The sequence below is a fragment of the Photorhabdus tasmaniensis genome (assembly GCF_011189505.1).
GTDB lineage: Bacteria > Pseudomonadota > Gammaproteobacteria > Enterobacterales > Enterobacteriaceae > Photorhabdus > Photorhabdus tasmaniensis.
In genome coordinates, this window is the sequence record NZ_PUJU01000005.1 from 58,257 (window position 1) to 73,329 (window position 15,073).

At 42.5% G+C, this 15,073-nt stretch carries 10 protein-coding genes; 3 read left to right on the top strand and 7 right to left on the bottom strand.

Annotated elements, in window-relative coordinates; all coding sequences use genetic code 11:
• Positions 1 to 33 precede the first annotated feature (33 nt).
• The gene (locus tag C5471_RS03170; RefSeq protein WP_242688551.1) at positions 34 to 276 is read left to right on the top strand and encodes a hypothetical protein; all 243 of its coding nucleotides are present in this window, start codon (positions 34 to 36) and stop codon (positions 274 to 276) included.
• Entirely contained in the window at positions 245 to 637 is a 393-nt protein-coding gene (locus tag C5471_RS03175; protein WP_166295628.1) for a DUF2335 domain-containing protein, read from the top strand. The genes C5471_RS03170 and C5471_RS03175 overlap by 32 nt, the downstream gene beginning before the upstream one ends.
• 579 nt (positions 638 to 1,216) lie before the next feature.
• On the opposite strand, the gene guaA is transcribed toward C5471_RS03175, so the two are convergent.
• Both guaA and guaB read right to left on the bottom strand, forming a co-directional pair.
• A complete protein-coding gene (gene guaA, locus C5471_RS03180; protein ID WP_133812747.1) occupies positions 1,217 to 2,794 on the bottom strand; it encodes a glutamine-hydrolyzing GMP synthase in 1,578 nt (525 codons plus the stop codon).
• A gap of 79 nt (positions 2,795 to 2,873) precedes the next feature.
• Complete coding sequence (gene guaB / locus C5471_RS03185) at positions 2,874 to 4,340, bottom strand: IMP dehydrogenase (RefSeq protein ID WP_133812746.1); 1,467 nt, start codon at positions 4,338 to 4,340, stop codon at positions 2,874 to 2,876.
• 172 nt (positions 4,341 to 4,512) lie between these two features.
• Here guaB and xseA point away from each other — a divergent pair, with 172 nt between their 5' ends.
• Positions 4,513 to 5,880 carry an exodeoxyribonuclease VII large subunit gene (gene xseA / locus C5471_RS03190; RefSeq protein ID WP_133812745.1) on the top strand — a complete coding sequence of 456 codons (1,368 nt, stop codon included), beginning with the start codon at positions 4,513 to 4,515 and terminating at the stop codon, positions 5,878 to 5,880.
• A 32-nt stretch (positions 5,881 to 5,912) separates the two neighbouring features.
• Here the strand turns inward: xseA and C5471_RS03195 are convergent, their stop codons facing one another.
• The 5 genes from C5471_RS03195 to maeB form a co-directional block, all read right to left on the bottom strand.
• Positions 5,913 to 8,189 carry a TonB-dependent receptor domain-containing protein gene (locus tag C5471_RS03195; RefSeq protein WP_133812744.1) on the bottom strand — a complete coding sequence of 759 codons (2,277 nt, stop codon included), beginning with the start codon at positions 8,187 to 8,189 and terminating at the stop codon, positions 5,913 to 5,915.
• 127 nt (positions 8,190 to 8,316) lie between these two features.
• A complete protein-coding gene (locus C5471_RS03200) occupies positions 8,317 to 10,374 on the bottom strand; it encodes a S9 family peptidase (RefSeq protein ID WP_133814187.1) in 2,058 nt (685 codons plus the stop codon).
• Between the two features lie 121 nt (positions 10,375 to 10,495).
• Positions 10,496 to 11,305, bottom strand: a complete 810-nt coding sequence (locus C5471_RS03205; RefSeq protein WP_133812743.1) for a TonB family protein — start codon at positions 11,303 to 11,305, stop codon at positions 10,496 to 10,498.
• 153 nt (positions 11,306 to 11,458) lie between these two features.
• The gene (locus C5471_RS03210; protein WP_133812742.1) at positions 11,459 to 12,334 is read right to left on the bottom strand and encodes a ChaN family lipoprotein; all 876 of its coding nucleotides are present in this window, start codon (positions 12,332 to 12,334) and stop codon (positions 11,459 to 11,461) included.
• A gap of 112 nt (positions 12,335 to 12,446) precedes the next feature.
• Positions 12,447 to 14,726 carry an NADP-dependent oxaloacetate-decarboxylating malate dehydrogenase gene (gene maeB, locus C5471_RS03215; protein WP_133812741.1) on the bottom strand — a complete coding sequence of 760 codons (2,280 nt, stop codon included), beginning with the start codon at positions 14,724 to 14,726 and terminating at the stop codon, positions 12,447 to 12,449.
• Positions 14,727 to 15,073 lie beyond the last annotated feature (347 nt).

Below are 15,073 nucleotides of genomic sequence, written 5' to 3' on the forward strand. Positions count from 1 at the left end.
CTAACAGAAACAACTAATAATGCAGGTAATAGAATGAACATTTTCATACAATATTTTAATAAATTAAGATCTATTTCACCAAAATTCGACATTATGCCGAATACAAACTATCTTGATCTTATTCCATCAAAAAGTGATGTTGAGACTTTATCTGATGATCTGGATAAAGTCCGCGCGGATTTTGCTGCTGTACTAAAGCAATTCAATGATGAAATTATATTATCTACAGGGAAAGAGACGATATATGAAAGAAATAATAAACAGAAAACACCCTGAAATCGTTAAACCATCAAATTCAGATGATAATAATTCATTATATAATCAGCTTCCTGATTCAGAAATATTAACGACTTATGAGCAATATACAAAGGGAGCGGCTGACAGATTTTTGATCCTTATTGAACAACAACAAAAGCACAGACATGAAATGGAAAAAGTTGCCTTAGAACAAACGATAAGAAAAAGCATAAGGGGACAAAATTGTGGGCTATTACTGACTCTTATCTCTCTCTTTGTTGCTTTAATATTAGGTTTAAATGAACATAATTGGTTAGCAGGCATTATCGGAAGCGGTACTGTAACAACGATTTTGATTATTTATGTTTTGAACAGAAATCCACAATCGTATATAAGATAAATCGATATAGGCCAGAATAAAAAGACTAATCTTTATATCGTCATAGGTCTTTACTCTGCCTAATATTTATAGGTAAAAATAAAATAGCCACAAATATATTGCTGGTAATTATATATTGTTTAATTATTAAAGCACATCACCATAATAAAGAGCCTTTTTCAATTACCTTAATGTCTATTGGAATTTTAATTTATGAAGATCGATATAATACTCTCACAATGAATATTTTTCATCAACTTCACTATGATATTAACAAAAGAATAACTATCCCATGCTCCACTCTGTTGGGGCATTTCACTTATATCCCTCTTCACGCCTGAATCTCAATGACTACAACACAAATACACCACAAGACCCATAGACCTTGCTAAACTTCTGAACATGAATTCGACTAACTGCTACTCCAGACAAAGAATCTTCAACAACATTTAACTTAAATTCTCATGAGCATTTACCCATAAAAAACTGCACCCTCAGTGGTTGGTTTAATATCCAACTTTTAGGTGCAGTTCTAAGTTAGTAACTAAAATAGTTACTGGTTTTTCTAATCATTATCAATAATAGGAAACGATTATGTCATTATTCCCACTCAATCGTTGCAGGCGGTTTACCGCTGACATCATACACAACTCTTGAAATTCCATTGACTTCATTGATGATCCGGTTAGAAACTCGTCCAAGGAAATCATAAGGCAAATGCGCCCAATGTGCGGTCATGAAATCGACTGTTTCTACTGCACGTAAAGAGACAACCCAGTCATATTTACGGCCATCCCCCATAACACCCACAGAACGAACAGGCAGGAATACCGTAAATGCTTGGCTTACTTTATTGTACAAATTAGCTTTGTGCAGTTCTTCAATAAAGATAGCATCCGCACGACGCAGTAGATCACAGTACTCTTTCTTCACTTCACCCAAGACACGAACACCCAGCCCAGGACCTGGAAATGGATGACGGTTCAGCATGTCATAAGGCAATCCCAGTTCCAGGCCAATCTTGCGAACTTCATCTTTGAACAACTCTTTCAGCGGTTCCACCAGACCCAGTTTCATCTCTTCCGGCAAACCACCTACGTTATGGTGAGATTTGATGACGTGTGCTTTACCTGTCGCAGAGGCCGCTGATTCAATCACATCCGGGTAAATAGTGCCTTGCGCCAACCATTTGACTTGAGTCTGTTTACTTGCCTCTTGATCAAACACTTCAATAAACACACGGCCAATGGTTTTGCGTTTTTCTTCCGGATCATTAATGCCAGCCAATGCAGTAAGGAAACGATCTTCTGCGGGAACATGGACGATATTCAGCCCAAATTTACCGGCAAACATTTCCATTACCTGGTCAGCTTCATTCAAACGCAGTAAACCGTTATCGACAAATACACAGGTCAGGCGTTTGCCAATTGCGCGATGCAGTAATAACGCGGTGACAGAGGAATCAACACCACCGGACAACCCCAAAATAACGTGATCGTCACCGATCTGTTCACGCAGACGTACAACCGCATCTTCAATAATAGAAGCCGGAGTCCACAGAGCTTCACATTGGCAAATATCCAATACAAAACGTTCCAGTATGCGTTGTCCTTGATGGGTATGGGTGACTTCCGGATGAAACTGTACACCATAAAAACGTTTTTCTTCATTCGCGATAATGGCAAACGGGCAGGTATCAGTGCTGGCAATAGTGATAAAATCCGCAGGGATCGCAGTGACTTTATCACCATGACTCATCCATACATCCAACAACGGTTTACTCTGCTCATTTAATGAATCGTGAATATCACGAAACAACGCACTTTCCGCTTTGATTTCAACCTGAGCATAACCAAATTCACGTTCAGTAGAACTTTCTACTTTACCACCGCATTGCATCGACATAGTTTGCATGCCGTAGCAGACACCCAGTACAGGAATATCGGCGTTAAAAACGTACTCTGGTGCACGTGGACTCCCCTGCTCTGTAGTACTCTCCGGTCCACCGGAAAGAATAATACCGCTTGGGTTGAATTCGCGGATTTGTTCTTCCGTTACATCCCATGCCCAAAGTTCACAGTAAACTCCGATTTCACGGATACGGCGAGCAATCAACTGAGTATATTGCGAACCAAAATCAAGGATAAGAATACGGTGCTGATGGATATTTGTTGTCATGTGCGGCGAATTCCAAAAAAACAAGTAAATAAAAACATAGGAGATAGGTGGCTCCTACAGGAGCCACAATAAATATGAATTACAGACCTAACCGGTAGTTTGGAGACTCTTTGGTAATGGTGACATCGTGAACGTGGCTTTCCTGAATACCCGCACCACTAATGCGAACAAATTCAGCTTTGGTTCTCAGTTCATCAATAGTTGCGCAGCCAGTCAGCCCCATACAGGAACGCAGGCCTCCCATTTGCTGATGGATAATGTTTTTCAGCAACCCCTTATAGGCAACACGACCTTCAATGCCTTCCGGTACCAGTTTGTCTGCGGCATTGTCAGTTTGGAAATAGCGATCGGAAGAGCCTTTAGACATCGCCCCCAGAGAGCCCATTCCACGATAAGATTTAAATGAACGCCCCTGGAACAACTCAATTTCGCCTGGAGATTCTTCCGTGCCTGCCAACATGGAACCGACCATGACACAGGAGGCCCCGGCGGCAATTGCTTTGGCAATATCACCGGAGAAACGAATACCACCATCAGCAATAACCGGGATCCCTGAGCCTTCCAGCGCTTCAACCGCATCAGAGATAGCGGTAATTTGTGGCACACCAACACCTGTCACAATCCGGGTAGTACAGATAGATCCAGGGCCAATACCGACTTTAACCGCATTAACCCCAGCCGCTACCAACGCTTTTGCACCTTCTCCCGTCGCCACGTTACCGCCAATAATCTGTAGATTCGGGTATTTAGCGCGGGTTTCACGAATACGCTGCAATACCCCTTCAGAATGACCGTGTGATGAATCAATCAGCAGAACATCAATACCGGCGGCAACCAACGCATCAACACGCTCTTCATTCCCAGCACCCGCGCCAACCGCAGCCCCAACGCGTAAACGTCCATGCCCATCTTTACAGGCATTAGGTTTACGTTCCGCTTTCTGGAAATCCTTAACCGTGATCATGCCGAGCAGATGAAAGTCCTCATCAACCACCAGCGCTTTTTCAACCCGTTTTTCGTGCATTTTATGCAACACAACATCACGGGCTTCGCCTTCTTTTACCGTTACCAGACGCTCTTTAGGTGTCATTACCGCAGTAACCGGCTGATCCAGATCGGTCACGAAACGTACGTCACGACCCGTAATAATACCAACCAACTCATTTCCTTCGGTAACAACAGGATAACCAGCAAAACCATTACGCTCTGTCAGTGCCTGAACTTCACGCAGCGTTGTTTTAGGGGCCACCGTGACGGGATTTGTCACAACACCACTCTCATGTTTTTTCACCCGACTCACTTCTTCTGCCTGACGTTCAATCGACATATTTTTATGGATGAAACCAATTCCACCTTCCTGAGCCAGCGCGATAGCCAAGCCGGATTCCGTTACGGTATCCATTGCCGCAGACAACATGGGAACATTCAGGCGAATAGTGGAAGTCAGTTGAGTAGACAGGTCCGCAGTGTTAGGCAGAACAGAAGAGTGGGCAGGAATTAACAGAACATCGTCAAAGGTTAAAGCTTCTTTTTTAATTCGTAACATAAGCAATATCTCACCAGGCTGCGGACAATTTAAGGAATAAAATATTGCTGCGGCATTATACAGAACGTAATCGGTTGCCTCCAGTATTTTATTAAAAAATTTCTTGCTTACTTCATAACGAACGTTAGTATCGGTGAATTAAGCCCTTGTTTTGGAATTTGATCTGGCTCACATGTCACTACCTTCTAATACTGGAATTTTTTCTGTCAGCCGCCTCAATCAGACGGTCCGTCAACTGCTCGAAATGGAAATGGGCAGAATTTGGTTGAGCGCTGAAATATCGAATTTTTCTCAACCCACCTCCGGCCACTGGTATTTTACCCTGAAAGATGAACGTGCTCAGGTGCGGGCCGCAATGTTTCGCAGTAGTAATCAACGGGTGACATTCAAGCCACAAAATGGCCAGCAGGTTTTGGTCCGCGCGGCAATTACGCTTTATGAACCCAGAGGGGACTATCAGCTTATTGTTGAAAGTATGCAACCCGCCGGTGATGGCCTGTTACAGCAACAGTTTGAAATATTGAAACAGAAACTCAATGACGAAGGGTTATTTGATCAGAGTCATAAGAAACCCCTTCCCTCTCCTGCTCAACAGCTTGGGGTGATTACATCAGCCAGTGGTGCCGCCCTGCATGATATTTTGAATATTTTGCAGCGCCGTGATCCATCATTGCCAATTGTCATTTATCCAACAGCCGTCCAGGGGACAGAAGCGCCGTTACAGATTATTCAGGCAATTGAATTAGCGAATGAAAGGCAGGAATGTGATGTATTGATCGTCGGCCGCGGTGGTGGCTCGTTGGAAGATTTATGGAGCTTCAATGATGAACGTGTCGCCAGAGCGATTTTTCACAGTGATATTCCGATAGTCAGTGCAGTAGGCCATGAAACGGATGTCACCATTGCTGATTTCGTGGCAGATTTGCGGGCCCCGACCCCCTCAGCAGCCGCTGAATTGGTCAGCCGTAATCAGCTCGAATTGTTACGTCAAATCCAGTCGCAACAACAGCGATTGGAAATGGCAATGGATTACTTCTTTGCGCAGAAACAGCAGGTTTTCAGCCTGTTATCTCACCGCTTACAGCAGCAGCACCCTCATTTACGGTTAGCTCGTCAGCAGAATTTGCTGGTCAGTTTACGCCAGCGGCTGGCTGATAGCCTGCAACGGCATTTACGGCAAAGCGATCTGATTTATGAGAAATTGCAACAACGGCTCTGGTATTCAGAACCCAGCCGGCAGATCCGCCAGTATAGCCAACAGATTCAGCAACAAGATTTTCGGTTAAAACAAGCGTTCGAACGACAAATCAGCCGTTCCAGAGAAAAATTTGCCGTTTCCTGCTCACGAATGGAAGCGGTCAGCCCACTGGCAACACTGGCCCGTGGTTACAGCATCAGCGAAGCCCCTGATGGAAAATTACTGAAACAAACCAAGCAAGTGCATGTCGGTGATGCTCTGAGAACCCGGTTACAAGATGGCTGGATTGAGAGTGAAGTGGTTAAGGTCAAGAAAGAACGTAAAAAACGACCAGCAAGTTAGAAATAGTGGCATTCCTTGCCACTTATTTTATATCAGAAACGGATTTCTGCTCCTGCAATATAAGTACGCCCTCTGGCGGTTTGCATAGACGAAGTTTGTTCAATCATTAATGGAGACGAATTTGCGCGATTAAGTGCTTCCGAATAATTTTTATTTGCCAAGTTCTGTACTGAAAACTTCAACAGCACGCTTTTATTTATCTGATAATCACTATAAAGATCGATTATCGTTGGGATTTTAGGTTCTCTTTGCAATATAACCCGCCCGTCGTCATCAAAATTATATTGATCTGGGTCCATCCTATGAGAATCACCAGTATATTTAACAATCGCACCAACACGGACTTTCTCATCAAATAAACGGATACCGGTATCCAAAGTCATAAAACTATCCGGCAATTGTGACACAGGATCGGCACCAAAATGTGCTGTAGCGGCAGAAGTTGGCTGACGCGTTTTTTGCCAGCTATAAGCCAATTTGCTATAAAATATACCGGCATCATAATCAGCAGAAACTTCATATCCGCTTACTTTTACCGGCGTCAGACTATTGTGATAAATATACATTTTGATGTTAGGATCGACTGTACTGTAATCTACTGAACTATCAGCTTTACATTTCTTCCTATTGCCACAGATAAGCCAGATATCACTGAGAATATAATTCTCTATTTTAGATTGATACCAGGCAGCTTTCAGGCGGAAAGTATCTCCTTTTACAATCAAGTCTGGGCGGAAACTGTTAAAGCCAATTTGATAAGTGTCTGATGTCTCTCCTTTCAAAAATGGGTTCATAGATCCACCCCCTTCATTACTATAGAAAGTTTCCTGAATATTTGGCGCTCTCATTGAACGGGCATAACTGACGAATGGCTGGAATTCAGGAATAATTTCTGCTGAGAGTAAAACACCTGGATTAAATCCATGTTCTTTCAAATCCAATTCAGTTTCCTGCTGAGGGAAACAAGGGATCCGCAGATCACAAGCCGGTTTATGGCCTTTGACACTGTAGTCCATATAATTAAACGAAATGTCTGCCCGATAAATTCCACGACTAATTTTCAGCCCGCCATAAATGCTGGCAATATCTTGTTTACCACTTGGTGCAAAAACATTATTTTCTTTTGCTTCATTATCTGTGTTTTCATACTTTTTCCTTTCTTCTTCATTTTGACCTTCACCAGAATAAACACTATCCGTTGCCTTGCTATATTCTGTTTTCATCAACTTACTGCCGAATGTTAGTTCAAAATCTGTGTCACCATAGCCAAAACGGCTGATATTACTGATATCTATTGCATCTGATTTGTTTTTAGCATTGCTATTTAGCAGCCTATAAAGTGAATCACCTTCGTAGCGTTGAGTCCCCTCACTGGTGCTGACCAGTAATTTTATATCAACCCATTCGCTGAATGGTGTGTAATTGTATTTTAGGTAAATATCCCGACTATCAATATGACGACGGGTGAATTTATTATGATAATTCCGTCCACTGAGCTCCATATCATGAAAGTCGCTCGGTTTAATATTTATTTTAATTAATTGCGAATTGGGTTTTTGCTTAAATGATTCATTTGTCGCAAACTCATCGCTTAATACTCCGTCACCATTCTTATAATGCGCATCAATTGAGTGCCCGCTGACAGCCAGCATAGCACCGATTGAACCCTCAGAACTGAAAGCCGGTGTTTTACCCGCAACCGCTATCATGCCATTATGACCAATACCATTATTGCCATAATTTGCTTTTGTGCGTACTCCCAATGAATTTCCCGCGAATATCACATCATCTACGCCAATTGTACGGAAATTAGCGCTACCGACTAATGCATTAACGCTATCTGAACCATCAGATTGACCTCGGTTGACATCGATTCCCACGATAAAATTAGGATCAATTATTGCACCAAATTGGTTATAAGTAGTACCGTGAGCTGGACTCGTCGGAGATGTACCATAAAAACTCTGGCTAACACCATCAACCATCATATTCACTCGCCCAAAGCCACTTAGTCCGCGAATATTCACACTCACTGTTCCCTGCCCCGGATCTATTTGAGTATAGGTTCCTGGCATACTGCGCAATATGCTATCCACTGACTGAATTTTAGTATCTTCACCTTTAGAACTGTAAGATCCGGGCTTTTCCATTGCCCGAATTTCAGCATTATCCTGTGAGCCTGAAACCTTAAGACTACTGAATTTCAGCACCTTATCTGATTTCCCCTCTTGCTTTTCCTCACCATAAGCAAGCCCTTGAAGCCCAATAAAAACAACGCTGGCCCCTGCTATTTTTGTCATTATTTTCATTTAAATCATCCAAAATGCATATAAATTAATATTTGCTTACATACCCATTTTCAAAAAACAATAGAAATATTTAGCACTGATAAATAATTATCAGTGCTTTCAATAAAAACTATATTTATAATTTCTTTCAGTTATCTTTTAATTGCGGAAAATATTCCTTAGCATCATCCAGCATCAAAATAAAACTGTAATCCAGTGCAGTATCTTTCAGTCGGTTAAAACGGCCTGATTTACCACCATGCCCGGCACTCATATTGGTTTCCAATAATAAAATAGAGTCGCCTTTTTTCATATCGCGTAATTTTGCTACCCATTTAGTCGGTTCCCAATATTGAACCTGTGAATCATGCAATCCACTCGTGACTAATAAGTTGGGATAGCGCTGATGCTTTATATTGTCATACGGGCTATATGATTTAATTCGAAGATAATCTTCTTTATTTTCCGGATTACCCCACTCTTCATATTCTCCTACTGTCAATGGAATAGAAGGATCGAGCATGGTTGTCACCGCATCAACAAATGGTACCTGAGCAACCACACCGCGATATAATTCCGGAGCCTGATTAATCACCGTCCCCATCAGCAAACCACCAGCACTGCCTCCCATAGCATAAACTCGTTTGCTGTCGCCATATTTCTGAGCAATCAGTGCCTTGGTCACATCAATAAAGTCAGTAAAACTATTCATTTTATTTTCGACTTTACCTTGCAAGTACCATTTTTTACCCAATTCACCGCCACCACGCACATGTACTAACGCGTAAACAAAGCCCCGATCTAATAAACTCAATCGTGGTGAACTGAATGAAGGATCCATACTGAAACCATAAGCCCCATAACCATATATCAGGATCGGGTTCTGGCCTTTTTTGAACAGGGATTTACGATAAACCAAAGAAACAGGAACTTCCACGCCATCACGGGCTTTCACCCAAATACGCTGACTCTCATAATGATGTTTATCGAAGCCTTTGACTTCCTGCTGTTTAAGTAATTCCCGCTCACCGGTTTTCATATTCCACTGGAATGTTGAACTTGGTGTTGTCATGGATGAATAACCATAACGTACCACATCGGTATCAGGTTCAGGGTTGTAATCAATCCATGCCATATAACTTGGATCATCAAACTTAATCTGTTTTTCCTGATCGGTTTCCCAACTTATCTGGCGAATAGTCGGCAATCCTTTAATTCGCTCCTGAACGACCAACCAGTGATTAAACAGTGAAAAATCTTCAAGATCTGTCTCCTGTTGCGGAGCAATCACTGTTTTCCACGGCGTATTTATGGCATCAGCTTGATAAAGCCCATAAGTTTCACTTTCATGATTTGAGCGAATGTAAAAATGGCCTCGGAAATGATCAATATAATATTCCCGACCTTCCTGACGAGGAGAAAATATCTGGAGTTCAGCTTGTGGTTTATTCGCGTCAATCAGCAAATATTCAGAAGTCGAATTACTGGTTATCGACAGCATAATATAATCACGGGAGGCGCTTTTAGCTATGCCTAAATAAAAACGCTCATCTTCTTCCTGATATATTTTCTGGTCTTCGGTGGTATCTGTACCATATTGGTGACGAAATACTTGGTATGGCAATAAAGTCTGTGAATGCCTGCGCACATAAAACAGTGTATTACTGTCATTTGCCCAAACAATGTTGCCGGAAGTATTTTTTATTACGTCATTATTCCACTGGTTATCAGCAATGTCTTTAAAAGAGATCTGATAATTACGGCGTCCCTGAGTATCTTCAGTAATTGCAATACGTTTATTATCCAGAGAGATAGCAAAATGACTCAGTTGATAATATTCGTGACCTTTAGCTCTTTCATTACCATCAACCAGAACCTGCCAGTCTGATGAGCCATCAACAGGTTTACGCTGATAAATCGGGAAATCTTTTCCAGCTTCATAGACGGTACGATAAATATACCCGTTATAAGTATAGGGTACAGACTGATCATCCTGTTTCATCCTGCCGACCATTTCTTCATATAAAGTATCCCGCAGTTGCTCTCCAGGTTTCAGCATCTGTTCGGTGTATTTATTTTCGGCTGTCAGATAATCAATGATTTTTTGATCCTGGCGATTATCATCCCGCATCCAGTAATAGTCATCTGTACGGGTATCACCGTGAATCGTCATCTGATGTGGTTGTTTCATGGCCTTTGGTGGCATAATTTCTCCTTCTGCGGCGGCAGAATTCAACCAGCCGCTCAATAAAAACGTTAATAACAGCCCTTTAGTTTTCAGGGCAAACCGCGCTTGCTGCCTTAACATATCTGCTGTCCTTAAGTCGCTAAAAGATTCGATTAGTTAAATTAAAATCAATCGGCAGTTCTATTGTAATTTCACTGCCTTTTAAAACGCTATCAGGAGGAATCGGTAATGGCTGCGCTCTCGCCAGAACTTGCTTCGCTTCCCTGTCCAGAGAACGGGTACCTGAACGACGGACTAAATCGCTGTTAGTGACATAGCCTTGCTTATTAATGGTAAATCTGACTGTAGGCTGGCCAGTGCGGTTTCTTCTCTGTGCATCCTCGGGATAACGTTTATAACGGTTCAAATGCCCGATAACCTCAGCTCGCCATAAAGCATCCGCATCCACGACAGTATTTGAATCACTGTCATAAGAGGCCGCAACCCGCGAAGTCAAATTAGCCGACGTAGCGGTACTGCTTACCCTAGCAGCACTATTCTGAGACTTTTCACTCTCTTCCTCTGCCTGCCGACGCTTCACTTGGGATGTTTTATTCTGCTCTTCCGGATTCTTTTTTTGTTTTTTCGGCTTATGCACCCGTATTTGAGCCTGCTCATTTTTAGTAAGCTCAGGTGTTTTCATCTCATTAACCGCACTTTCCTGCTGCCGGCTAGTAACAGAAAGCTGCTGTTCAATACCAATAGATTGTTTCTGTACTTGATGTGTTGCTTCTGTCAGTAATGAAAATTCCATCATCACTGCCGGAGGGGGCATCAGTTGATCGGAAACTTCTTCTGGCTGATAGATAATCCACATAACCCAAATGAGGTGAACAGCAATAGCAACAGTAAAAGCAAGTCCTTTTTTAACAGGATTTGTTTGAAAGATGGGGTTTGTCAGCGTCAACATGGATTACAGCGCATAATTTTACTTATCATTTAGTAATGATAATTAATTTCATATGCTAATGAAAATTATTTTTATATATATCGTTAACTTGCGCACATCCATGTGCCAAGGCCCTTTAACTACCGGAAAGAAACCATCATTTACTTAAAATATCTATGGTTTTTTTGCTGGTGTATACCAGATATAGTCTGCATGTTGACTGTCCATTACATTGCCTTTCTCAGCCATAATCAGCACTACCAGATCTTCTTGTGGTGACAGATCCTGAACATGTAAAGGAACACCCATTATTTTTGTTGCATGGTATGCACCCGCAATCAATGTGGCAGGTGCCGGGGCTTTAAGTAGCTGCTCTGCCATTCGGCGATCCCGCATTTGCTGAATAGTTGTCATAACAGATAATTGTTGTGCTGTTATTTCACCACCATGAGCATCTTTAATCGTCGCTTCAATCCGCGATTTTACATTTTTGGCGACGGAAATATCGCCCTGGAGAACCGGCAGGTTACAGCAAACCGCTTTAACTTCACTACGACTCAGGTTTGCAAACAATAACGGATAAGGCTGCTGCATAAGCTCCATGACCAACCCGCCATACAGCTGCCACGGCCAGCCATCGTGCCATGCCAGCAACTCTTTTATGCGGCTTTCACGCACGCTAGGTTTAGTTTGCAACCAACTTTTAACTTTATTCACTTTTTCCTGCTGGTCGGGGTTAATCATTTCCAGCAAAACCGCACCATGTTCTCTTTTAAGACGAAGCTGCTGAACCAGCCAAAGCTCAATCTGATGATGGTATGGATTATCGTGTTTTTCACCTACAATGATCCGCTGGTGTGATGCCAATTGATTGAGCAATTCATCAGGAGTAACAGCGTTGCCTGTTTTAAGATCGACAATCCCCCCTTGCTGAGTCAGTTCGGGTGAAAGCACTTGGGGAGTGGGCTTTTGTTGTACAGAGGTACACCCGGATAAGATAAGTAAGCCACAGATAATCAGAAAAGATTTTACAACGGTGAAAGATTTCATAACGTCCGTTATCCATATAATATTTTTCCGCATCATATAGATAATAAGAATTATTTACAATAACCGGTCCCGGCTCCCACCAGGGAGCCGGGACTATTTTAACCCATTGGTATTACAACGGATGAGTCTGCGCTTCAACGGCTGCCAAAGCAACCATATTGACGATACGACGTACAGAAGCAATTGGCGTCAGAATGTGTACCGGTTTTGCCACGCCCATCAGTACCGGGCCAACGGTAACCCCTTCAGAACTGGTTACGCGCAACAGGTTATAACTGATACGGGCAGCTTCCATATTTGGCATAATTAACAGATTCGCCGCCCCTTTCAGTGGGCTATCCGGCATGATGTCACGACGAATACTTTCAACCAACGCGGCATCACCATGCATTTCACCATCAATTTCAAGTGAAGGTGACACTTTGTTGACCAATTCTAACGTCCGACGCATTTTCTGGGCTGAGAGACAATCCGCAGAACCAAAACTTGAATGAGAAAGCAACGCAACTTTCGGCTCAATACCAAAACGGCGGACGCTTTCTGCGGCCATGAGGGTAATTTCAGCCAATTGTTCAGGTGTTGGATCATTATTGACATAGGTATCAGCGATAAAAGTATTACCGCTTGGCAAGAGTAATGCGTTCATTGCACCGGCAGTATGAACCCCATCACGGAAACCAAAGACATTTTTCACCACATCATAATGTTCGCTGTAACTGCCAACGGTGCCGCAAATCAAGCCATCAGCCTCCCCACGCAGCACCATAATTGCCCCAATCAAGGTTGGATTACCAATGACTGCACGGCGCGCCTGTTCCGCAGAAACGCCACGGCGCTTCATGATCTGGTGATATTCTTGCCAGTATTTTTTGAAGCGCGGATCATTCTCATTATTGACCACTTCAAAATCTTTACCCGCTTCAATATGCAGCCCCAGTTTCTGGATACGCCTTTCGATAACACTTGGGCGACCAATCAGGATCGGGTAAGCCAATCCCAGAGAGATCAGCTCTTGAGTTGCATGTAATACGCGCACTTCTTCCCCTTCGGCCAAAACAATCCGTTTTTCCGCTTTTTTGGCCTGAGAAAAAATAGGCTTCATAAACAAGTTTGTTTTATAAACAAACTCATTCAGTTTCTCTATATACGCGCTAAAGTCTTCAATCGGGCGGGTTGCCACGCCAGAATCCATTGCGGCTTTAGCCACTGCCGGGGCAATTTTAACAATCAGGCGTGGATCAAATGGCTTGGGAATAATATATTCCGGGCCAAAAAACAGATCCTGATCATTATAGGCAGAAGCCACTTCTTCACTCTGCTCTGCCATCGCCAAATCAGCAATAGCGTGAACACAAGCCAGTTTCATCTCTTCATTGATGGTTGTCGCACCAACATCCAGCGCGCCACGGAAAATGAATGGGAAACAGAGAACATTATTAACCTGATTCGGATAATCAGAGCGACCGGTACAAATAATGGCATCAGGACGAACTTGTTTAGCCAATGGCGGCAGAATTTCGGGCTCAGGGTTTGCCAGCGCCATGATGAGGGGATCTTTCGCCATGGTTTTCACCATGTCCTGAGTCAATACGCCCGGCCCGGAACATCCGAGGAAAATATCCGCACCCGGGATAGCATCACCTAATGTACGGCTGCCATTGTCTTCAATCGCATAGGCGACTTTAGTTTCTTCCATATTTTCATCGCGGCCACGATAAATGACCCCTTTAGAGTCACATACCACGATATTTTCACGTTTTAATCCAAGCGCAACCAGCAAGTTCATACAGGCAATTGATGCAGCACCTGCACCAGAAACCACCAGACGAACGTCTGAAATCTCTTTTTTCATAATCCGCAGGCCATTCAGAACAGCTGCGGTACAAATAATCGCGGTGCCATGCTGATCATCATGGAATACCGGAATGTTCATTTTTTCCCGGAGTTTTTTCTCAATATAAAAACATTCCGGTGCTTTGATATCTTCGAGGTTAATTCCGCCAAAAGTCGGCTCCAGCGCCGCAATAATATCAATTAATTTATTAGGATCAGACTCATCAACTTCGATATCAAATACATCAATACCTGAGAACTTTTTAAACAGTACGCCTTTTCCTTCCATCACTGGCTTACCTGCCAGCGCACCAATATTCCCCAACCCTAAGACCGCAGTACCATTAGAAATCACAGCGACAAGATTGCCACGCGCAGTATATTTGTAAGCCGCTAATGGATCTTCTGCAATTTCCAGACAAGGCGCGGCAACACCCGGTGAATAAGCTAAAGCCAAATCCCGCTGAGTTGTCAGAGGCTTAGTTGGAGTAATCGTGATTTTCCCTGGTTGTGGAAACTGGTGAAAATCCAATGCACTCTGTTTTAATTTTTCATCCATCGTCGGATCCTTTATATACATTATCTGGAGTAAGAGCGGGACCAGTATAATGGGTACTGTGTGCTAAATCATAACATTGACAGCATTTTACCCATAAATTAGCACTTTTTTGCTCACAAAAAACACGACCGAATTTACCCAATCAATACCACCGACTGAGTATGGGAACATCAATAAATAAACATTATAATTTATATAATATTATTTTAGTTATAATAACCATGATAATTATAACTCATAAAAACTCTCAATATAAATTCAATTAAAATAAATTTTATAAAAGAAAACAAATCTAATAATTATATTTATAACAAATTGATTTACAATATTATTTTCCACCTCATCGT